The following is a 22566-nucleotide window of genomic DNA, read 5'->3' on the forward strand; positions in this document are numbered from 1 at the left end:
AGTCATGAACCGGAGAGTCCCGTGCGCGCGCCCGCCGCCGCTCCCGTGCCCACCCCCACCCTCGCCGCCCGCCTCGCCTGGCTGCTGCCCACCCGGCTGGTCGCGGCGGCCGCACGGGCCGTATATCCGCGCTTCGAACCGGAGTTGGCCCGGCTCGCGGAGCTGTGTCCGGCCGGCTGCGGGACCGCGGTGGACGTCGGCGGCTGGTACGGCCCGTGGACACGGCGGCTGTCGCGGCGGGCGCGCAGGGTGGTGACCGTCGAGCCGGTGCCGCATCTGGCGCGGCTGCTGACCGCCTGGGTGCCGGCGAACGTCCGGGTCGTCCAGGCCGCCGCCGCGGACCGGTCCGGCACGGCCCGGCTGTGGTTCCCGGCCCTCGACTCCGGCGACCGGGGTGTGTCGTCCCTGGTCCGCCGCGACATCCACGCGCACGCCCTGCACGTCAGCTGCGTCACCCTGGACCAACTCGGGCTGCGGGACGTCGGGTTCATCAAGGTCGACGTGGACGGCAGCGAGCTGGCGGTGCTGCGCGGCGCGACCGGTCTGCTCTCCCGCGACCGACCGGCCCTCTTCGTCGAGCTGGAGTCCCGGATCCAGCCGATCGGGCCGGTCGTCACCTATCTCTCGCTGCTGCGCTACGAGGGCTGGGTGCTGCCCGGCGACACCTGGGTCCCGCTCTCGTCCTTCCCGCTGGAGGCGCACCAGAAGGAGGCCGCGCACGTCGTCGCCCAGGGGCTGCTGGGCCGCGTCCTGCCCTTCCGGCGCCATCCGCGGTACGTCAACTCGGTCCTGTTCCTGCCCGACGGCCGCCGTCCGGGCGCGGTGGCGATGGGCGACGATGGGGAGCATGTCCTCCGCAAAGCGCCCCGGTAGTTCCGCCGGACCGTCCGGCTCCTTCCGCCCCTTCACCCCGCTCGACTTCCAGCTGGTCCTGCTGCGCCGCATGGCCGACCACAACCCGGACCGGGTGGAGGACGCCCGCCGTGAGCTCGGCGCCTCGCTCGCCGACATGCGCGAGGCCAACAAGCGGTGGCAGGCGATGGCCCGCTCTCCACGCGCGCGTGGAGCCGCCTCCCGCTACCGCTCGATCCTGGGCGCCCCGGAGTCGACGATCCAGCGCAGGATCGGCGACCTGGACTGCGAGGCCCTGCTCTGGCCGGTCCCCCTCTGGCCCGACCTCCGTTTCGAGGTGCTGCTCGCCCCGAACGGCGCGGTCTGGAACGAGTGGCTGATCCGCGCCCCCGGCGCCGAGCCCCCGCCCTTGCGCACCCTCGACGACCTCACCCCCTGGTCCTGCACGGTCGACGAGGCCGCCCGCGCCTTCGCCCCCGCCGTCCCCATGGAGGGCAGCGCACCGACCCGCTGGGGGCTGGCGTTCGCGGCGCCGGACGGGCAGGGGGTGCGGCGGAACGTCGTAGCGGAATTCACCTGGGGGCTGCTGCAGCGGACCGCGGTCAGTGACGGGCCGCCGCCAGGATCGCGTCCCTGACCACCGGCACCGAGTCCGGGTGCAGGAACAGGAAGAAGTTCGGCTCGACCAGCTCCAGCTCCATCACCACCGGCTCCCCGTCGTCCCCGTCGACGAGATCCACGCGCGCGTACAGCAACTCGGGCGACTGCGGTACGGCGGCCAGGGCGCGCTCGGCGACCGCGCGCTCGGCCGGGGTCGCGGTCCACGGCTCCAGGCCCGGGTGGGCGGTCCGCGCGTCGTCGTAGGCGGTGCCCGGGGCCAGCACGGCCCGCTTGCGGCTGGCGTGCAGCAGCGTGCCGCCGATGAACAGCAGGGCCCGCTCGCCGGCCGCGTCGATGCCCCGCATGTACGGCTGCACCATCGCCGTCAGTCCCTCCTCGTGCATGCGCGCGAGGTGCCGTAGCGCCCGCTCGCGGTCCTCGGGCGCGTACCGGGCGGCGTAGCGGGAGCCCGCGCCGGAGGTCGGCTTGACGACGTACTCGTGGTCGTCCGGGAGGTCGGGGGCGTCGCCCGGCGCGAGGTAGTGGGTGGGGATGACGGGCACGCCGGCCGCGGCGAGGTCACCGACGTACCGCTTGTCGGTGTTCCAGCGCACCACCTCGGCCGGGTTCGCCAGACGCGTGGCCTTGCCGCAGCGCTCGGCCCAGGCCTGGAACTCGGCGGCCCGCCGGCTGTAGTCCCAGGTGGAGCGGATGACGGCGAGGTCGTAGCCGGCCCAGTCGGCGTCGGCGTCGTCCCAGAACACGGCTTCCGCCTCGGCCCCGGCCCCGCGCAGCGCCGCCAGCAGCACCGCGAGGTCCCGGTCGGGGTTCGGTTCGGGGCTGGGGTCGAAGGTGACGAGGGCGATGCGGGGCACGGTGGCACTCCGTTCCGGTTGCGGGACGCCCACGGTCCGGTGCGGGGGCGCGTCCGCGCAGGCTAACCGCGCTCCCCGCAACCGCGGCAACTCATTTGACCTTCCCCTTCGGTGAAGCCCCAGCATCGGTGACGGAACCGGAAGAGGTCGAGGTGCGCATGAACGGCACGGACATGCTGACGATCGGGGCCTTCGCACGGGCGAGCAGGCTGTCGCCGAAGGCCCTGCGGCTCTACGACGAGCTGGAGCTGCTGCGACCCGCGCGCGTGGACCCCGACACCGGCTACCGCTACTACGCGGTCGCCCAGCTGGAGCGGGCGCGGCTGGTCGCGTGGCTGCGCCGGCTCGGCATGCCGCTGGCGCGGATCCGTGAGGTGTGCGCCCTCGAACCGGCGGCCGCCGCGTGGGAGATCCGCGCGTACTGGGCGGATGTCGAGGCGCAGACGGCGGTACGGCGGGACCTCGCCGCGTTCCTGGTCCATCACCTGTCGGAACAGTCCGCGAAGGACGTCACCATGAAGGACACCACCATGCTGGAACTCCGTTACTCCGCCCATTCCGACCGCGGCCGGGTCCGCCCCGCCAACCAGGACACCGTGTACGCGGGCACCCGGCTGCTCGCGGTCGCCGACGGGTTCGGCCCGGCGGGCGCCCCCGCGAGCGGCGCGGCCGTGGAGGCGCTGCGCTTCCTTGACACCGAGGAGGTGCCGGCGGGCGATGTGCTCAACCTCCTGGAGGAGGCGGTACGCGGCGCGACCGAGGCGGTCCGTGACGTGGCCGACCCCGACGAGAACGGCACGACCCTGACCGCGCTCCTCTGGACCGGCTCGAAGCTGGCCCTGGTCCACATAGGCGACTCCCGCGCGTATCTGCTGCGCGACGGCGGGCTCTTCCGGATCACGCACGACCACTCGGTCGTCCAGTCGCTGATCGACGAGGGCCGGCTGACCCCGGAGGAGGCCGGCACCCACCCCCAACGCACCCTGCTCCTCAAGGCGTTGACGACCGGCACGCCCGACCTGAAACTCCACGACGCCCGCCGCGGCGACCGCTACCTGCTGTGCTCCGACGGTCTGACCGCGGTCGTCCCCGAACACCGGATCCGCGAACTCCTCACCGCGCGGACGGACCCGGAGGCGGCGGTACGGGCCCTGGTCGACGCGGCGAACGAGGCCGGCGGTCCGGACAACGTCAGCTGTGTGGTGGCGGAGGTGGTGTAGGAACGAGGTGTCCCCGACGGCTGGGGATGCCCCCGACCGCCGGGGGCTCGCGTCCCCGACGGCTTAGGAGTGCCCCGCGTGTCCTCCCTCTTTCCCGCCCTGGTCGGCAGTCCGGGCGAACAGGTCGCTCTCACCTTCGGCGACCGGTCCCTGACGTACGCCGAACTCGGCGCGGCGACGGACGCCCTGGCGGCCCGGATCAGGGGCGGCGACCAGTCCTCCACTGTCCGGGTCGCCGTCTGGGCCACCCCCGCCCTGGAGACGGCCGTCGCGGTCGTGGCGGCACTGCGGGCCGGGGTGGCCGCGGTGCCGCTCAACCCGAAGTCGGGGGAGAAGGAACTGGGGCACATCCTGGGGGACAGCGAGCCCACGCTGGTGCTGGCCGCGCCCGGGGACGAACTTCCTTCTCCGCTACGGGACTTGCGGCGCGTCGATGTCGAGGTGCGGGGCGTGGGAGGCGACGGGACGGCGGTTGGCGACTGGACCGCGGTTCATGAGGAGCCCGGTGACGAGGACCCCGCCCTGATCGTCTACACGTCCGGCACCACCGGTCCACCCAAGGGCGCGGTCCTCCCCCGCCGGGCGATCTCGTCCACCCTCGACGCGCTCGCCGACGCCTGGCAGTGGACCGGCGACGACGTCCTGGTGCACGGGTTGCCGCTCTTCCATGTGCACGGGCTGGTGCTCGGCATCCTGGGGCCGTTGCGGCGCGGCGGCAGCGTCCGGCATCTGGGCAGGTTCGACACCGAGGGCGTGGCGCGGGAGCTGAACTCCGGCGCGACCATGCTGTTCGGCGTACCGACGATGTACCACCGAATCGCCCAAGCACTCCCCGACGAGCCGGAGTTGGCGAAGGCGCTGGGACGGGCGCGGCTGCTGGTCTCCGGTTCGGCGGCGCTGCCCGTGCACGACCACGAGCGCATCAAGTCCGCGACCGGACGCCGGGTCGTCGAGCGGTACGGGATGACGGAGACGCTGATGAACACCAGCGTGCGGGCGGACGGTGAGGCGCGGGCCGGGACGGTCGGCGTACCGCTGCCGGGTGTGGAGCTGCGCCTTGTGGAGGAGGACGGGAGCGAACTCACCGCGTACGACGGGGAATCCGTCGGGGAGATCCAGGTGCGCGGCCCCAATCTCTTCACCGGCTACCTCAACCGCCCGGACGCGACGGAGGCCGCGTTCACGGCCGACGGCTGGTTCCGCACGGGTGACATGGCGGTGCGGGAGCCCGACGGGTACGTCCGCATCGTCGGCCGCAAGGCCACCGACCTGATCAAGAGCGGGGGTTACAAGATCGGTGCGGGTGAGATCGAGAACGCGCTCCTTGAACATCCCGGGGTGCGGGAGGCGGCGGTGACCGGGGAGCCGGACGAGGACCTGGGCGAACGGATCGTGGCGTGGATCGTGCCGACGAATCCCGACGAGCCGCCGAGCGACGGGGAGTTGGCCGACCATGTGGCCCGCCGTCTGGCCCCGCACAAGCGCCCCCGGGTGGTGCACCACCTGTCCTCCCTCCCCCGCAACGACATGGGGAAGATCATGAAGCGGGCGCTGACCCGTGACTGACCGCCTCTCGGCCCGGGAAGTCCTGTCTCTCTTCACCGACGAGGCGACCTTCTCCGAACTCCCCTCCCCACCAAGGGAGTCCAAGCCCGACGGCCCCCTCGCCTGGCAGGGCTACGACGCCTCGCGCGCCCGCGCCGCCGAACGCACCGGCGAGGAGGAGTCCGTGGTGTGCGGCACCGCGCAGGTCGCGGGCACGCCGGCCGTGCTGATCGCGTTCGAGTTCGGCTTCCTCGGCGGCTCGCTCGGCGAACGCACCGGAGACCGCATCGAGTCGGCGTACGCCCACGCCCGCGCCCACCGCCTCCCGGTCGTCCCGCTGGTCGCCACGGGCGGCAGCCGCATGCAGGAGGGCATGCTCGCCCTCACTCAACTCCAGCGCGTGGCCCGTCAGTCGGCGCTCACAAGGGCGGCGGGCCTCCCCCAGATCGCCGTCCTGCGCGACCCCACGACGGGCGGCGGCTGGGCCACGCTGGGCGCGGGCGCGGACGTGATCCTCGCCCTGCCGGGTGCGCAGGTCGGCTTCGCAGGCTCCCGCGTCCGCCCCTCGGACGCCGACCCGCTGGCGTACATGGCGGAGGCACAGGTGGCGGCGGGGGCGGTGGACGAGGTCGTAGCGCCGGAGGAACTGCGGGAGCGGTTGGGGGTGTGGCTGCGGCTGCTGTCTTCAGGGACATCAGAGGCAGCGTCGAAATCGACCTCGGAGGAGACATCAGGGGAGACATCAGCGGCGGCTTCAGAGGCGGCGGCACCCCCACCCACCGCCCTCGGCTCCCCCGATCTCCCCGCCACCGGCTGGGACGCCGTTCAGGCAGCTCGCTCCCGCCAACGCCCGCGCGCCCAGGCCTACTTGGACGCCTACTTCACCCACCGTGCCGACCTCTCCGGCGACCGTTGCGGAGGCACCGATCCCGGCATGCTCTGCGGCTTCGGTGAGCGGGCGGGGCGTACCGTCGCGTATGCCGCGCAGACCGGTACCGCGACGCGCCCGGCGGGCTATCGGACCGCCGCTCGGTTGATCGGGCTCGCGGGCCGACTCGGCATCCCTGTGCTGACGCTGGTGGACACCCCGGGTGCCGCCAACGACGCGGAGGCGGAGCGGCAGGGGGCGGGGGCCGCGATCGCCGAGGTGTTCGCGGCGGTGGCGTCCGCGCGGACGCCGGTCACCACGCTGGTGATCGGCGAGGGCGGCTCGGGCGGGGCGTTGGCGCTGGCCGCGCCCGGCAACACCTGGGCCACGCCGGACAGTTACTTCTCCGTCATCGCACCGGAGCTGGCGGCGGCCATTCTCAAACGGCCGGCGGACCAGGCGGAAGCCACGGCCGACCAACTCCGTCTCCGCCCCCAGGACTTGGTGGAGCTGGGGGTGGTGCGGGGCGTGGTCCCGACGCGCCCCGCACCCTAGAACCTGTCTCCCCTACCTACTTCACCCCCACCGCCCGAATGACCTCCTGCGTCACGGACCCGCCGCGATCGTCGCTCGCGGCGGCCCGCAGGGAGATGTACGAGGCGTCGCGGGGCACGGTCAGCGTGCCGTTCCCGGTGCCGGTGAGCCGTACCGTCCGCCACGACTTCCCGTCGTCGTACGACACTTCGAGCTTCTCGCCGCCGATGGTCCCGGTGTCCGGCGCGCCCTGCACGTACTCCGCCCGGATCCCGACCGGCAGCCGCGCCCCGCCCCGCACATCGCCCGCGAGATCCGTGTCGACGTCGAAGGCGAGGTTGATCAGTGGCAGGAAGGTCCAGTGGTCGTCGGGCGTGGCCGCGGAGCGGAAGGTCCACTCGGAGTGGCCCTTCGTGGACAGCCGCCAACGGTCCGCGTCGAGCGCGGTGTCGGTGACGACTTTGTACGTGTGCTCGTCGGCGGGCGCGTCCCAGGCGTACGCGCCGGAGCTCTGCCGCCGGTCGACCAACTCGCCGTCCAGATACACCTCCGTGTACTGCGACATTCCGGTCTCGGTGCTCCACACGTCCCCGAACCCGGTGTGGTCGGGCCCGGAGTCGCCCCAACCGGGAGTGTTGAACTGCAGCTGGTTCCCCGAGCGTTGCTGACCCCAGCCGAGCCCCGTACCGAGCCACGGATGCCAGACCGGCTTGAACCAGTCCAGCGCGGGACGCGAACCGCCCCGATACCGCACCAGCCCGCTCCGTTCCTCCAACGCCCCGTCGGCCGCGGTCACGGACTCGTGCCACAGCTGCCCCGGCCCGGTGGACACGTAGTCGGTCCGCTCGGCCGGATAGTCGATCCGCTCCTGGAACCCGATGCCGATGGGGAAGGTCCCGGTGATCGAGTACCGGAACTCACCGCCGCTCACCGGCCGAGCAGCATGGAACTTCACTCCTACGGCGGCGAGTTCACTCCCACGCGGCGCATACGTCAGATCGCGGTTCGGGATCGCCCCCGCGTGGCCCTGCGAAAGGTCGTACATGTAGGGCGTGTTGCGCGTCCCGGTCATGTCGACCCGCCCGGCCGCACGGAGCCGGGCCGCGTCGGCCGTGTTGACGGTGGCGATCTGCAGCGCCCGGTCCCCGTTGTCGTCGCCCCACCAGGCGTTGAGCCGCCCGGGTCGGTCGTCGGTCACGAACAGCGCCTTGGCGCCCGCGTCTTGAGCGGCTTGGGCGAGGGCGACGGGATCCGCCCCGTCGGCGAGCCGCGCGAGCACGGCCTTGCCCCGCACCGCGCCCGTCATCGGACCGTCCCCGACATCCACCAGCGGCAGCCGCGTACGCCCCTCCACCAGCGTGCCACCCGGCTGCACCACGGCCTCGCGCACGCCCTTGACCTCCAGCGACGGCTTGCCGAGCCGCCACACGGTCCGGTACTCGAAGCCACCCTGAGTGACCTTCTCTGTAGGCGCCGCGAAGACGCTGTCGTACTTCACGGGCACCTGGACCGCCCCGAAGAGATCGGATCCACTGGCCTCGCGGTCGTACTCCATGAGCAACTGCCGGGTCTCGGTACGCCGATCGACCTCGGCCCTGATCTCCCGCAATGCCCGTCCGTCGAGGGTGACTTCACGATCCCGGTCCAGCACGATCTCGGGCGCCGCGAGGAAACCGAGCCCGAGCGAGTCGGCGCCGTGGCTGCCCCGCACGTCGAGGAAGGAGGTGAGGCTGTACGTCCCCGGCTGGAGCCGCAGCTTCAGCGTGCCGGAGTCGTCGACGGACGCCGAGAACGGGTCCGCTCCCTGGGCGAGCCGCTGTACCACGAGGTCAGCGGCGGTGGCCGCGCCGTCCCGGTCCTTGACGTGGACGGTGAGCGTGTACCGCTCCTCCTCCTTGACCAGCCCGAACGCCGTGTGCGCGACGGGAGTTCCGGCGACGGACGCCACGACCTGCCCACTGGTGTTCCCGACCGGCGCCTTCGATCCGTCGCCGGTCACGGTGGTCGACGCGGTGCCGTGCGCGGGCACGGTGAGACGGGTGTCGGCGAGGGTGGCCACGCCGTCAGGGGCGCCCTGCACGGCAAGGCTCAACTCGACGTCGGAGTCGGAGGAGTTGGTGTAGGTGACGACCCTGCTCACCGGCTCGTTGTCCTCGTACGGCCAGCTGTAGAAGCCGAGATCGGCGCTCCCGGTGGCGGTGACCTTCGCCTCGACCGCCGCCGGGACACTCACTCGCCCCGCACCCAACCGATAGGCGGATTCGTCGAGTTGCGCGGACGTCGACATCAGCGCGTCCTTGAGCTGGGCGCCGGTCCAGTCGGGATGCTCCTGCGCGAGCAGCGCGGCCACCCCTGCCACATGGGGCGTCGCCATGGACGTACCGCTCATGGATGTGTAGTAGCCGCTGCCGTCGATGAGTTGGGAACGGGCGGCGAGGATGTCGACGCCCGGGGCCGACAGGTCGGGCTTGAGGGCGTTGTCGCCGTAGCGCGGGCCCGCGCTGGTGAAGTAGGCCGCTTCGTCGGCCGCGTCGACGGCGCCCACGGTGAGCGCGGAGTCGGCGGCGCCCGGTGAACCGATGGACGAGGGGGCGCCGGTGTTGCCGGCCGCGACGACGAAGAGGGCGCCGGTCTCCTCGGTGAGCATGTTCACGGCCTGGGCCATGGGATCAGTACCGTTACTGGGCTCGGTGGACCCCAGGCTCATGGAGACGATCCTGGCGTGCACGTCCCGCGCGGCCCACTCCATGCCGGCGATGATCTGGGACTCGCTGCCCGAACCCTGGTCGCTGAGCACCTTGCCGACGGCGAGGGTGGCGTCCGGGGCGACTCCCTTCTCCTTGCCTTCGGAGGCGGCGCCATCGCCGCCGACGGTCGAAGTGACGTGCGTGCCATGGCCGTTACGGTCGGCGACCTCCTCGCCGTCGATGAAGCTCTTGCTGACGGAGACACGCCCGGCGAGGTCGGGATGGCCGGCATCGACCCCGGTGTCCAGCACGGCGACGGTGACGCCCTTGCCGGTCAGCCCGGTCGCCCACGCCTGCGGCGTACCGATCTGCGCGTTGCTCTCGGCCATGTCGGCACGGACCCGCCCGTCGAGCCACAGCCCCCGCACCCCGCCCTGCCGGGTGAACTCCCCCCAGAACCCAGGCCCCTTGTCCGCCTCGACCGCGACCCCGCGCACACTGTCGAGCACCCGCGTCCGCGTGGCACTCCGCGGGGTGACAGCGCGGGTCCCCTTCTTGTACGTCACGATCAGCGGGAGTTCGGAGGTCTGCCGGTCGGTGAGCCCCTGCCGTATCAACTCGCTCACGTCGAACAGCCGTTGATCGAGCGTCCCGGCCCGCAGATACGGCAGTGCCTCGTCCGGTACGACGGTGATCTCGCCGTCGGCCATCTGTGTGCGCACGGCTCCGGTCGCGCCTCTAGGCCGCTCGACGGTGACCGTCTTCCTGCCACTGCCGAGGTCGGTGACGGTGACCTTGTCGCCGGTCACAAGGGTGACGGTACGGGCGGCGCCTGCTGCCGTACCAGTGCCGGGAGTACCGTCCCGTGCGGTCGCCGGTGCTGTAGGTATCGCTGTCGGTATCAGCGCCAGCACGAGCCCCGCCGACAGGAGGGTCGCCCCGCGTCCGACCGGTCCTCTGCTCATCCACGCCTCGCTTTGTCTCGTCGAGCGCCGTCGAGTGCTGCGAAGAGTGTCGGGGGCCTTGTGGTGCGGGAGAGTTGCGTGGGAGTGGCGGGTTGGTGCGGTGGCGGGTTTCCGCCAGTGGGCTCGGTGGCACGAACGGGGTGTCGAAACCGGGGCAACTCCAAACGCCGTCCTGGACAATGAGGTTGATCGGTTCGCCGCGGACTACGTGGGCTACGGGGGCGTCGTGGATGGTTTGGTCGAGTTCAAGATGGACGACGGCTCCGTGGTCGCGGTCGAGGCCATGGAGGAGGAGCGGGGCTCCCGGCTGATCGGCCGCCGGCGCGAGGACGGCACGATCCAGGCGGCCCGCACCTTCGAGGGCGCGTTGGCGGGGGTGCGCGCTGCGGCCGAGTCGGCGCTGCGGGTGTTCCGGGACGGCGGGCTCCGACCCGACGGCGTGGAGATCGAGTTCGGCGTGAAGATGTCCGCGGAGGCGGGCGCGTTCATCGCCAAGGGGACGGCCGAGGGGCATCTGGTGGTCAAGCTGACGTGGTCGCCGTCGCCCGACCGGGAGGTCGGTGGGTCCGCATGATCCCCGGTGCGTGGCAGGCCCGCGTCGAGTGCGGCGGCCGACTGGCCGGCGCGGGCTTCCTGGTGACGGCGGACAAGGTGCTGACCTGCGCGCACGTCGTCCAGGACGGCGACCGTGCACCGGTGACCGTGTCCTTCCCGCAGCGCCCGGGCGCGGACCCGGTCCCCGCGCGGGTCGTCGCGCAGGGCGGCTGGCCCGGACTCCGCGCCGACCGGGGCGACTTGGCCGTCCTCCAGTTGGCGAGCGAGGTCACCATCGCCCCGGCGGTCCTCGCGCCTGCCGACGCGGCGCACGGCGACCGCAGGCTGGTGGCGTACGGATTCCCGCAGGGGTACGACGACGACGGCACGCTCGCCGAGTACCGCACGGCGGGGCCGTTCCCGCTCATGGACGAGTGGATCCAGCTGGTGGCGTGGAGTGGGCACGGGCAGCCGCTGGTCGCGGGGTTCAGCGGCGCCGCGGTCACCCTCGTGGAGACCGGCGAGGTCGTCGGCATGGTCACGGCCGCGGACCGCGCCCGGGACATCCGCACCGGCCGCATGATGCCCACGCATGTCATCGCCCGCTACTGGCCCGACCTCAGCGAGCTCGTGCCCTTCCGCGAGGGGGTCGCCGGGCCCCGGCCGAACGCCGGGAGACGGGCCGGGGCAAGGGCGGGGGCAGGGGCAGGGGCAAGGGCCGGGGCACGCCTCGACTCGACCAACGCCAGCCCCAATCCCAATCCCAGCCCCAACCCCAACCCCAGCCTCAACCTCAACGGCAACCTCAACGGCAACGCTCCCGCCCACGCCGACCGCGTCTCCTTCGACGACCTCACCCCCACCCGCCTCGACCCCGCCGACATTCCGTCGCACGCCTCCCGCGCCCGGCTCCGCGGGCTCGTGGAGAAGGCCGCCCGGGCCGGCCTCGACTGCGATCCGGTGCGGCTCTACCGGGACGCGGCCGGGGAGTTCGACCCCGAGCCGCCGGCCGAGGGGTTCGCCTCGCTCTGGGCCGCGGCCTGGTTCGTCCTGTGCGAGGTGGACGATCCGCGGACGCCCGCGCGGTTCGCCGACCGGCTCGACGTGCTGCTGACCGTGCCGGTCCGAGCCGACGAGGCGCCCGACTGGTCGCCGATCCTGGTGGAGGTGCGGCCCAGCGGCGCCGGCAACGACGTGTTCCGGGTCGAGGTGTCGGCGTACAGCGGCCGGCGCCGCCATCTCGTCGCGTCGGGCACGGTCGCGGAGGACCGGCTGCCCGCCTATGTGCGGGACCACGTCGAGGAGGCGTTCCCGTATCTGCGGCCGGGCGCCGACGAGTTGATCGCGTTCGCGCTGCCCCGCGACCGGCTCGACCTGCCGGTGGACCGCTGGGGCAGCGCCCCGGACGACCCGACCCCGCTCGGCCTGACGTACCCCGTCGTCGTGACCGACCACGCCCGGCGCGCGGGCGGCAAACGGCACGTCCTGACCCGGGTGTGGGACCGGCTGCGCTCCTACGAGGACGCGCCCGTGCAGCGCGTTGCGTGCGACTGTCCCGACAACCCTCGGGAGCTCCGGCGCCGGATGCGCCGACTCGACGCCTGTCTGGCCGGTTTCGCCGCCGCGTCCCCGACGGCCCGTACCCGACCGCACTTCGAGGAGTCGGTCACCGCGCCGGCCCCGATGATCGTGTGGTCGCGCCGGGGCTGCGAGGCGGCGGCGGGGGAAGCGGGCTGCGCGGGCGACTGCTCCGGCACGGAATTCCTGGACGTGCTCGACGCCCACCTCTCGCACGTCTCCCCCGTCGAACTCCCGCGCGCGGTCCTGGCGTTGCGCGAGGAGGCCGACGCCGAGGACGACCACTGGGCGCGGGACATCCAGTTGCTGTGGGACGACCCGCACTGCTTCACCGACGAACACGCCGGAGCCGTACACACGAGGTCCCCGCTGGCCTGACCACCACCCCGACCGTCCAGCACCGAACGCCGTACCACCCGCCCGCAGACCGGAGATCCGCCCCATGCCGCACTGGTCCGTCTACACCGGCAGCAGCGAACCCCACGACGGGATCGCCGAGTTGCCCGCCCCGCCGCCGTGGCGCGCGTTCGACGGCGGCCCCGCGCTGCCGCCGCCCGGCGAGCGAGACGACGCGGCGGCGATCTCGCCGGACCGGGTGCACCGGGCGCGGACGTACGTGGCGACCCCGGAGAGCGTCCAGTTGGTCAACGCGGCGCTGTGTCTGCGCCGCCCGCTACTGGTCACCGGGCCGCCCGGCACCGGCAAGTCCTCGCTGGCGTACGCGGTGGCGCGCGAGCTGCGCCTCGGCCCGGTCCTGCGGTGGAACATCACCAGCCGCAGCACCCTCGCCGACGGCCTCTACCAGTACGACCCACTGTCCCGGCTGTACGCGGCCCGCCCCGGCCCGGAAGCCGACGGGCAGCCGCGCGGCGGGGTCGAGGACCATCTGCGGCTCGGCCCGCTCGGCACCGCGCTCCTCCCCTACGACCGCCCCCGCGCCCTCCTCGTCGACGAGATCGACAAGAGCGACCTCGACCTCCCCAACGACCTGCTGAACGTCCTGGAGGAGGGCCAGTACGAGATCCCCGAACTGGTGCGCGCCGCACGGCACTCCGCCGACGGCACGGCCGAAGTCCTCGCGGACGGCAGCGAGTCGCCGGTCACCGTGGACCACGGCCGGGTCCGCTGCCGCGCGTTTCCGTTCGTCGTGCTGACCAGCAACGGCGAACGCGAGTTCCCGCCCGCCTTCCTGCGCCGGTGCGTCCGGCTGCAGCTGCGCCGCCCCGAGCGGGGGCAGCTCACCGAGATCGTCCGCGCCCACCTCGGCGACCCGGACGACCGTGCCGTGTCCCTGATCGAGGACTTCCTGCGCCGCTCGGGCCGCGGTGAACTCGCCACCGACCAACTCCTCAACGCCATCTACCTGACCGGCGTCGCCGGCCTCGACGCGGGCTCACCGGAGGAGCTGGCCGAGCAGTTGATGCCGTACCTGAGCGCGGCGGCGGACGGCGATGGCGTCTGATCCCGCGCCGAACGCCCACACCTCGGCCACCGACCGGCTGACGGCCCTGCTCGCCACGGCCGCGGGCCCCGACGGCACGACCCCGACCCCGCGCGAGCTGGCGGAACTGCTGTGGCTGGCACGGCAGTTGGCGCCGGGCGGCCGGACGGGCGAGCGGCACGGCACCGACCAGGAGGGCCCGGAACCGACCCCGCAACCCTCACCCCCTCCGACCACTCCCGCACCCACCGCCAAGCCCACCGTCGTACCCCCGGACTCCCCCAAGCCGTCACCACCAGCCCCGGCCTCCGACGGCCGAGTCCCCCTGCACCTGCCCAAGTCACCGCCCACGCCCCCGGCTTCGCCCCCTTCCCCCACCCCGGACGCCACGGCCGACGGGCTCTTCCTCGCCCCCGCGCCGCCGATGCTCCCCCACCCGCTCGCCCTGCAACGCGCCCTGCGTCCCCTCAAGCGCAAGGTGCCCGCGCGCCGTGCCCGGGTCCTCGACGAGTACGCCACCGCCGACCGCATCGCGCGGCTCGGGGCGCGTCCGGAGGCCTGGTTGCCCGTGCTGCGGCCGGCGCCCGACCGCTGGCTGCGGCTCAACCTCGTCCACGACACCGGCCCGACGATGCCGGTCTGGCGCCCCTTGGTGCGCGAACTGCACACCGCGCTCGCCCAGTCGGGCATCTTCCGCGCGGTCGCCCTGCACCCGGTCGGCCCCGACGGCCGGGCCCGCCATGTGCCCGACCCCGCCGACGGCCGTACGGTCACCCTCGTCGTCAGCGACTGCATGGGCCCGCAGTGGCGCCCGGGCCCGGCGGGCGACCGCTGGTACCGCGCCCTGCACCGCTGGGCGGCCCGGATGCCGGTGTCCGTGCTCCAGCCGCTGCCCGAACACCTCTGGTCCACAACGGCGTTGCCCACCGAACCGGGTCTGCTCTCCGCCGCGACGGCGGTGGCTCCCACGGCACGGCTCGCTTTCACGCCCTTCGACCCGGACAGCCCTCGCGGTCCCCAAACCGGCGCCGTCCTCCCGGTGTTGGAGGCGGGCCCGTCCTGGCTCGCCAACTGGGCCGCCCTGATCGCGTCCCCGGGCGGCGCGCACACCCCCGGCGCGGCGGCCCGACTGCTCGCCGGTCCCTCCTCACCCGCCGAGCCCGCGGCCTCCGACATCGCCGAACTCCCGCCGCGCGACCTGGTCCTGCACTTCCGCTCGACGGCGTCCCCGTCGGCCTTCCGCCTGGCCGGCCACCTCGCCCTGGCCGACCCGTCCCTGCCGGTGATGCGCCTGGTCCAACGCGCCCTGGAATCCAGCCCGCACCCCCAGCACCTCGCCGAGATCATCCTCAGCGGCATGCTCACCACGATCCCGGGCCCGCCGGGCTCCTACGACTTCCGCCCCGGCGTACGGGATCTCCTTCTGCGGTCCCTGCCGCGCACGGCCCGGGGGCGCACGCGTGAATTCCTGGCCCGGGTGGGCGGGTTGATCGACGAACGGGCGGGCCTGGCGGCGGGTGACTTCCGGGCGCGGGCCGGTGGTCGGGAGGGCGAGGCGTTCGCGACGGTGCGGGAGGAGACGGTTCGGCGGCTGGGCGGGGAGCATCAGCGACTGCTCGCGGGGCGGTACCGGCTGCGGGAAGGGGACCGCCGTGCCTGGGACGAGCAGGAGCAGCGCCCGGTGACCGTCGACCTGTACCCGGACCGGACGGCACGGGACGAGTTCCTGGTCGCCGTGCACAAGCTGGCGGATGTCCGGCATCCGAATGTCGTGACGATGCTGGACTTCGGTTTCGCGGGCGAAATCCCTTACCTGGTCACCGAGTTCGTGGACGGAGTGACCCTCACCGAACTGGAGCAGGGCGGCGGACCCGGACTGTCCTTCCAGGTGTTCTCCCGGCTGGCGATCCAGGGAGTGGCGGGACTGGAAGCCCTGCACGCACAGGGTCTGGTGCGTGGACAGGAGGGCCCTGGCGGGCTGACGCTACGGCCCGACGGCACCTTCGTGATCGACCGGTTCGCCCTCGGAGCGGAGTCCGTGGGCAAGGACGCGGACTCGGACTTCCGTGAATTCCTCTCGGTGCTGCGGGAGTTGGCCTCGCGTGTGATGGCGGCCGACGAGTTCGAGCGACTGATCGCCGACAACAGCGGCGACGCCCTGCCCGCCCGGGAGGCGGCCGCGCGGCTCGCGACGGCGGGCAACCTCGAACCCTGGACCTTCACCCTGCTCGGCCCGCTCCGGATCAGCCTTCCCGACGAGCCGGACATCACGGTCCCCCTCGCCGACGCCCAGGCCCTGCTGTGCATGCTCCTCCTCAAACAGGGCCAGCGGATCAGCTACGCCAAGCTCGCCGAAGGCATCTGGGACGAGCCCCCCGACGCCCGCGAGGCGGCCCGCCGCATCGACCTGTTCTGTTCCGAAGTACTGAACCGCCTCGGCCCCGGCTTCCTCGCCGCCGCCCCCGACGGCTACGCCCTGCACGCCCCCACCGCCCACATCGACGTACTCCACTGCGAGCGACTCCTCGCCCGCCGCACCCCCGAGCAGGACCCCCGTAGCGAACGCGCCGTGATCCAGGAGGCGTTGGACCTCTGGTACGGCGAGCCGCTCGACGGTGTCCCAGGCCCCGCCGCCAAGGCGACCCGCGCCCACCTGCACACCCTCCGCCTCACCCTGTGCGCCACCCGCGCCCAACTCGACCTGGACCTCGGCGACTTCGGGCAGGCGGCCGACGACCTCGCGTCCCTCCTCCAGGAGCACCCCGACCGGGAGGACTTCCGCTGGCTGCACATCCTGGCGCTGAAGGGCATGGGCCGGATCGCGGAGGCCATCGAGTCGTACGAGTCCTACGCGGAGGTCAGGGCCCGGCAGCACGGCGACCCCATCGACCCCGCGCTGCACGAGCTGTACCAGGAGCTGCGGGCCTCGCCCGAGCGGGGCCGGCCCACGATCGTCTTCGACGCGCCCGGTCTGAGCGAACACCCGCAGGCCCGGCACACCTTGGGCCGAGCAGTGACCGGGCTTCTCTCGTCGCCGGACCTCGACCCGCACGAGTACGACGTGACGGCCCGCACCGACGGTTATGTCGTCCTCGCCGAACCCGAGGCCGACCTCCTGCCTCTCCTGGACGTCGTCCTGCGCGAACTCCCGGAGGTGCTCGGGGAGTTGGAGGAGCCGCCGCCGTTCCGGGTGATCTTCTGGCACGGACCGTGGTTCACCGGCTCCGACCAGTCCGGCATGCCGAGCCACCTGGCGACCGTCCTCGCCCGCCACGAGGCCGACATCCTGGTCGTCGTCTCCCCCGTCCTGCACGAGGAGTTCTCGCGCACCTCCGCCGCCCCCCTCTTCGAGCCCTTCCGCATGGGCGCCCCGAACTCCCAACCCCTGTCCTGGTACCGCCCGTTGCACCTGCCGACGCCCGAACCGGAGCCGGAGCCCGAGTCCCGGGACCTGGTCAGCGGCCCGTTCACGACCCCCGACATCGCCCGCCTCGAACCGCCCGACGCGGGCCGCACGGCCATCGTCCACACCCGCCCGGACGGCCCGATCACCCTCCTCAACCCGAGCCGGCCCTGGGGCAGCCGCCCACCCCGCCTGACCACGTACTGGGAGATCGACCTCACCACCCAGCAGGCCGAGTACGAGGTCTCGCTGCCGAGTTCGGGCGGCGGCACGTACACGACAGTCGTCGAGCTGGCGTGGCACGTCGACGACCCGCTCGCCTACTTCCACAGCGAGACCGCGAACGTCTCGGGGCTCCTCCTCGACCACTTCCTCAAGGAGGCGTCCCGCATCACTCGCCGCTACCCCCTGGGCCGGGGCGGCGCGGCCCAGAACGCCGTGCACGGCGGGCTACGGCGGTGGCCGGTGCCGGGGTTGTCCGTGACGTTCTCGGCGAGGCTGTCGGCGGAGGGGGAACCGGGGCCGGCGCCGCGGACGGCCCCGGTGACGGATCGCTCACCCGCCGGCCTCCTGCGGGACGCGGAGACCGTACTGATCGGCTTCGACGGGGTCCTGACGCGGCTGTTCTCCCCCAACTCCGCGCGCAAGGCGGTGAACAGCATGCTCGCCGACATCGCCGAACACCGCGGCCGACCGGTGACGGAGTCGTTCCGGCACCCCTTGGACGTGCTGCGCGCCTTCGCCTTCACCGACGTCGCGGAGATCCTGTACGACCGCCTCGGTCGGCTCGAACTGCGTGCGGCGGAATCCTCCCTGCAGACCGACTACGCCACCGCCCTGCTCGTCGCCCTGCGGGCCTCCGGCCGTCGTGTCCACGTGGTCACCGATGTGCACGAGGACGCCGTCCACCGGCATCTGTCGCTCCACTCGCTGACCTCGTCGGTGGACACCGTGACCGGTCGCGCCCAGGATCCGCGGCTGCTGATGCCCGACCCGGACTGTCTGCGGCGCTCGCTGCGCACCGTGCCCGGGCCGGCTTCCCGGGCCGTGCTGATCAGCTCGTCCGTCACGGAACGGGACGCGGCGCTCGAACTCGGGCTCCCCTTCATCGGCTACGCCGAGACCCGCACCGCCCACGACGAGCTCCGCGCGGCAGGTTGCCGGGTGGTGGCCCAGTCGCTCATGGAGCTGACCGACGCGGCGTACAACCAGCGCCCCGAGCGAAGCTAACGCGGACCTTACATTAGACATTCCAGACAAATTACCCATTCAGCCGCACCCCACCCGGCCCCCCACAAAAGGCGCCCCCACCACCGCCCCCGCACGATGCGAGTGAGGCCCGCCACCCGGTGCGGCCCACGGAACGAGGTCCGTCGTCCACCGGCGGCCCACGGTCTGCGCTCTCGGGAGGACCTAGCCATGACCGCCAGTCTGGAGCAGTTGCGCCGCTGCCATTTCGCCGTCGACCTGGGTGCGGCCCGGACCCGCGTCTATGTGAAGGGCGCCGGACTCGTCGTGGACCAGCCCTCCGCCGCCGCGATCAACACCCGCACCGGCGCCCTGATCGCCGTGGGCGAGTTCGCCGAGAAGATGACCGGCCGCACCCCGGACTACATCCGCGTCGTCCGCCCCGTCTCCGGCGGCACCGTCGTCGACATCGAGATGGCGCAGCGCATGCTGCGGCACCTGCTCGGCGACAAGATCCGCCGCAATCTGCGCCGCAAGCCCCGGCTGCGGGCCGCGGCCTGCACCCCGCACGACGCCGATCCGCTGGCCCAGCGGGCCGCGATCGAGACCCTGGTCGGGCTCGGCGCGCGCCGCGTCGAACTCGTCGACACACTCATCGCCGCCGCCGTCGGCTGCGGACTGCCCGTCGAGCGGCCCGAGGCCACCATGATCATGGTGTGCGGGGCGGCGGCGACCCAGGTCGCGGTGCTCTCCCTCGGCTCGATCGTCACCGCCGAACGCATCCCCGTCGGCGGCGAGGCAGTCGACCACGCGATCGTCCAACACCTGCGCCACGAGCACGAGTTGATGCTCCCGAGCCAGTCCGTACGGCCGCTCCAGCTCGCGCTCTCCGGCAACGGCCTCACCGCCCAGGGCCCGGCGTCCACGGAGATCCACGGCCGGGACGTCGCCACCGGCCTCGCCCGTTCCGTCCAGGTCGACACCGCCGCCGTGCGGGACGCGATCGAGACGCCGCTGACCGCGGTGCTCGACGGCATCGGCCGGGTGCTGCGCAACTGCCCGCCCGACCTGGTCGCCGACCTCGCCGACCGCGGCATCATGATGGTCGGCGGCAGCGCCCTGCTCCCCGGTCTCGACCAGATGCTGCGGCACGCCACCGGCATGCCGGTGCACATCGCGGAGCGCCCCGACGTCTGTGCCGTACAGGGCCTCGGCGCCATGCTGGAGGGCAAGATCGAGCCACTGGTGCTCGACCCGCTGGCCACCTGAGCACCGTACGAGATCGTCGTACGAGACACCCCCGACCGGGCACCCGGCATGACCGACCGTCTGCCGCCGCTCCTGGAGGCCGTCCTCGGCGTGGGTACCGACCTCGAACTGCGCACCACCCTGCAGCACATCGTGGACAGCGCGGCCGAACTGACCGGTGCGCGGTACGCGGCGCTCGGCACCGCGGATCCCGGGCGGGACGGTCTGACCGAGATCCGTACGCCGGGCGCCGTGCCGCGCTCCCCCGGCGCCCCGGACCTCAGCGTGCCCATCCACGTGCACGAGGAGACCTTCGGTGAGCTGCACCTCGCCGACAAGCGGGGCGAGGTGCCGTTCAGCGCCGAGGACGAGCAACTGCTGCACGTGCTCGCCGCGCAGGCCGGTATCGCGATCGGCAACGCCCGGCTGTACGAGGCGGCCCGGCAGCGCGAGCGGTGGATCGAGGGGGCCGCGGCCGTCACCACCGCGCTGCTCACCGGCGAACAGGCGGCGGACGCGCTGGAGACGGTCGCCGAGCGCGCCCGCATCCTCGCCGACGCCTCCGCCGGGATCATCCTGGAGCCCACCGAGGACGGCGGCATGGAGATCGTGGCCGCCTCGACCGACCAGGACCCGGGCGACGTACTCGGCACCACCATCGAGCCCGGCAGTCCGGTCCTGGTCCAACTCCTGGGCGGCGAACCGGTGTTCATCGACGACTCGGCGACCGACCCGAGGATGACCACGCATGTACGGCACCGGTTCGGGCCCAGCATGATGCTGCCGCTGCGGGCGGCGGACCGGCTCATCGGCACCCTCGCCCTGCCCCGGGCGCGCGGCGACCGCCCCTACACCTCCGTCGAGCGGCTGCTGGCCGGCCAGTTCGCCTCGCAGGCCGCCCTCGCCCTGGTCCTGGCCGACGCCCAGCACCGCCGCGCCCGCCTCGCCGTCTACGAGGACCGCGACCGTATCGCCCGCGATCTGCACGACCTGGTCGTCCAACGGCTGTTCGCCACCGGCATGATGCTGGAGTCCACCCAGCGCAAGGGGCCCGTGGACGAGGTGCACGCGACCCTCGGCCAGGCCGTCGACGAACTCCAGTCGACGATCCAGGAGGTCCGCACCACGATCTTCGCCCTCCAGCAGCCGCCCGCCGAGGCGCCGACAGGCCTGCGGGGCAAGGTACTTCGGGAGACGTCCGCCTCCGCCGCCGTGCTCGGCCGCAGCCCCTCCACCCGGTTCACCGGCCCGGTGGACAGCCGCGTCCCGGACCGGACCGCCGGCCACCTCCTCACCGCCCTGCGCCGCGCTCTCGCCGCCGCCACCCGGCGCCCGGGCGTCTCCCGCGTGGAGGTCGTGGTCGACGTGACGGCCAAGCTCCCGGACGGGCGGGACGCCGTACGCCTGACCGTGTCCGACGACGGGACGGCGAAGGACGGGAGTACGGGGACGACGGCGAGTTGGCAAGCGCCGCTCTGAACTCCCGGCCCCGCGAGGGCTGTCAGCGGCGGAACCAGCACCGCACCGTGGTCCCCCCGGGCCCCGTGTGCAGCCGTACGAGATCCGCGAGCAGGTTCACCAACAGGAGTCCCCGGCCACCCCGTCGAGCTCGCGGAGCGGGGCGGCGGCCGGCCAGTGGGTCGGTGAGGTGGCCCTTGTCGCGCACCTCGCACACCACGTACCCGTCCTCGGCCCACAGCCGCAGCGCGCCCGAACCCCCGCCGTGCACCACGCTGTTGGTGGTCAGTTCGGCGATGGCCAGGGCCAGGTCCGGCAGTCGGGCGGGCGGCAGGCCGAGCCGGGCGCCCTCGTCGGTGGCCAGGTGCCGGGTCTCACTGAGCGCCTCGGCGTCGAAGGCGAGGGCCAGGACGTCCGGCACGGGCGGGAGGGGCTGGTTGTAGCGGGCGAGCGCGGTGTCGGGGGCGTAGCCGTCGCTGCCCCGGGCCCGCCCGGAGCCCGCGTCGAGGATCACCGGGTGGGTGGCGTGGATGTCGGCGCCGGCCTGCGGACCGAGGTGCCGCATGTCGTACGGGCACAGGACGGTGGCCCTGCGGCCCAGGAAGGAGAGGTTGATCAGCGCCTCGTGCTGGATGCAGGCCGCGTACTCGACGGCCGTGCGCTCGGCCCACACCGGCTCCCCGACGATCCGCACCTGCGTACCGGGGGGCTGGGTGTCGGCGAAGGCGCGCAGTATGCCGGGGATGATCCGGCCGGGGTTGCGTCCTGCCTCCCGCATGTCGACCAGGCGCAGGGCGGGGTCGGTGCCGAACTCGTCCTGGATCAGCCGGAGTCGCTCGGTGGGCACGGCCACCGCGACGGGTTCGCCGGCCGCGAGCGCGCCCCGCACGAAGGGCAGGACGCCGTCGAGGTACTCGCGTTCGTCCCGGTAGAGCAGGGCGAGATGCGCGAACGGGCCTGGTGGGTCGGGGGGTTCGGGAGGTTCGCGCGGCCCGGCCGGGAATCTCCGGTCGCCGTCGTCTCGAACGCCGCTGTCCACACCGTCTCCCCACTGATGCTCCGGACGCTGATGTCTGGACGGCCTCCCTACCGATACCTGGACGACAGCGCGCCTACCCCGGACTCGGCCGCTCATTCACGGAGATCTGGTGCGGCCCGCCGATCGAGGGGCGGGCGCGGCGGCGAGGGGGACATGACCACAGCGACGGAACGGGAAACGAACACAGTGCCGCACCTCGGTACGGCACTGCGGCACAACACCTCGGCACGGCACCTCCGCACGGCACCTCCGTACGGAAGGATCCGCTCAGTACGGAAGGATCCGCCCCGACGGAGTCCTGCGGTCGATCTGCTGGTCCCGGGCGTCCCTGGAGTCCCTGGAGGACGTCGCGGACCCCGGACGGCGGCTGACGCGCACACGGATCTGGCGATTCATGACACCCTCCTCGGACTCACCGGCTCCTGCCTGATACCCACCAGCCTGGTCCCTGTACCCCACCGGCACATCGTGCCTTCGGAGGCTCCTGACCTGCCCCTCCAGCACTACCCCGCCGCGCCCCCGCTACTCCCG

General features: G+C 73.1%; 14 protein-coding genes. 11 read left to right on the plus strand and 3 right to left on the minus strand.

Annotated elements, in window-relative coordinates:
- Window positions 1–21 precede the first annotated feature (21 nt).
- Together ACWDR3_RS13075 and ACWDR3_RS13080 are read left to right on the plus strand one after the other, a co-directional pair.
- A complete protein-coding gene (locus ACWDR3_RS13075; RefSeq protein ID WP_450352560.1) occupies window positions 22–873 on the plus strand; it encodes an FkbM family methyltransferase in 852 nt (283 codons plus the stop codon).
- Window positions 839–1489 carry a hypothetical protein gene (locus tag ACWDR3_RS13080; RefSeq protein WP_450352561.1) on the plus strand — a complete coding sequence of 217 codons (651 nt, stop codon included), beginning with the start codon at window positions 839–841 and terminating at the stop codon, window positions 1487–1489. Before ACWDR3_RS13075 ends, ACWDR3_RS13080 begins: the two co-directional genes overlap by 35 nt.
- Here the strand turns inward: ACWDR3_RS13080 and ACWDR3_RS13085 are convergent.
- Window positions 1455–2327 (minus strand): ATP-grasp domain-containing protein, encoded by an 873-nt coding sequence (locus ACWDR3_RS13085; protein WP_450352562.1) that lies wholly within the window; start codon window positions 2325–2327, stop codon window positions 1455–1457. The two genes, ACWDR3_RS13080 and ACWDR3_RS13085, sit on opposite strands and share 35 nt — an antisense overlap.
- A 158-nt stretch (window positions 2328–2485) precedes the next feature.
- On the opposite strand from ACWDR3_RS13085, the gene ACWDR3_RS13090 reads away from it, so the two are divergent.
- From ACWDR3_RS13090 to ACWDR3_RS13100, 3 genes are all read left to right on the plus strand, one after another.
- On the plus strand, window positions 2486–3547 hold the full coding sequence (locus ACWDR3_RS13090; RefSeq protein WP_450352592.1) for a MerR family transcriptional regulator: 1062 nt from the start codon (window positions 2486–2488) through the stop codon (window positions 3545–3547).
- A gap of 78 nt (window positions 3548–3625) precedes the next feature.
- A complete protein-coding gene (locus ACWDR3_RS13095; protein WP_450352563.1) occupies window positions 3626–5113 on the plus strand; it encodes an acyl-CoA synthetase in 1488 nt (495 codons plus the stop codon).
- On the plus strand, window positions 5106–6515 hold the full coding sequence (locus tag ACWDR3_RS13100; RefSeq protein ID WP_450352564.1) for a carboxyl transferase domain-containing protein: 1410 nt from the start codon (window positions 5106–5108) through the stop codon (window positions 6513–6515). Before ACWDR3_RS13095 ends, ACWDR3_RS13100 begins: the two co-directional genes overlap by 8 nt.
- Window positions 6516–6531: 16 nt before the next feature.
- On the opposite strand, the gene ACWDR3_RS13105 is transcribed toward ACWDR3_RS13100, so the two are convergent.
- Window positions 6532–10146 (minus strand): S8 family serine peptidase, encoded by a 3615-nt coding sequence (locus tag ACWDR3_RS13105; RefSeq protein ID WP_450352565.1) that lies wholly within the window; start codon window positions 10144–10146, stop codon window positions 6532–6534.
- A gap of 226 nt (window positions 10147–10372) precedes the next feature.
- Between ACWDR3_RS13105 and ACWDR3_RS13110 the strand changes: the two genes are divergently transcribed.
- The 6 genes from ACWDR3_RS13110 to ACWDR3_RS13135 all read left to right on the plus strand — a co-directional run bounded on the left by ACWDR3_RS13110 (window position 10373) and on the right by ACWDR3_RS13135 (window position 21017).
- Complete coding sequence (locus ACWDR3_RS13110) at window positions 10373–10720, plus strand: CU044_2847 family protein (RefSeq protein WP_450352566.1); 348 nt, start codon at window positions 10373–10375, stop codon at window positions 10718–10720.
- Window positions 10717–12636, plus strand: a complete 1920-nt coding sequence (locus ACWDR3_RS13115) for a VMAP-C domain-containing protein (protein WP_450352567.1) — start codon at window positions 10717–10719, stop codon at window positions 12634–12636. The genes ACWDR3_RS13110 and ACWDR3_RS13115 overlap by 4 nt, the downstream gene beginning before the upstream one ends.
- A 64-nt stretch (window positions 12637–12700) precedes the next feature.
- Entirely contained in the window at window positions 12701–13720 is a 1020-nt protein-coding gene (locus ACWDR3_RS13120) for an AAA family ATPase (RefSeq protein ID WP_450352568.1), read from the plus strand.
- On the plus strand, window positions 13710–18332 hold the full coding sequence (locus ACWDR3_RS13125) for an SAV_2336 N-terminal domain-related protein (protein WP_450352569.1): 4623 nt from the start codon (window positions 13710–13712) through the stop codon (window positions 18330–18332). Before ACWDR3_RS13120 ends, ACWDR3_RS13125 begins: the two co-directional genes overlap by 11 nt.
- 189 nt (window positions 18333–18521) lie before the next feature.
- The gene (locus ACWDR3_RS13130; protein WP_123999669.1) at window positions 18522–19559 is read left to right on the plus strand and encodes a rod shape-determining protein; all 1038 of its coding nucleotides are present in this window, start codon (window positions 18522–18524) and stop codon (window positions 19557–19559) included.
- A 48-nt stretch (window positions 19560–19607) separates the two neighbouring features.
- Window positions 19608–21017, plus strand: coding sequence for a GAF domain-containing protein (locus ACWDR3_RS13135; protein WP_450352570.1), 1410 nt, complete (start codon window positions 19608–19610; stop codon window positions 21015–21017).
- Window positions 21018–21039: 22 nt separating this feature from the next.
- On the opposite strand, the gene ACWDR3_RS13140 is transcribed toward ACWDR3_RS13135, so the two are convergent.
- The gene (locus tag ACWDR3_RS13140) at window positions 21040–21933 is read right to left on the minus strand and encodes an anti-sigma factor RsbA family regulatory protein (RefSeq protein WP_450352593.1); all 894 of its coding nucleotides are present in this window, start codon (window positions 21931–21933) and stop codon (window positions 21040–21042) included.
- Window positions 21934–22566 lie beyond the last annotated feature (633 nt).

The organism is Streptomyces sp. NPDC001002, assembly GCF_053599215.1.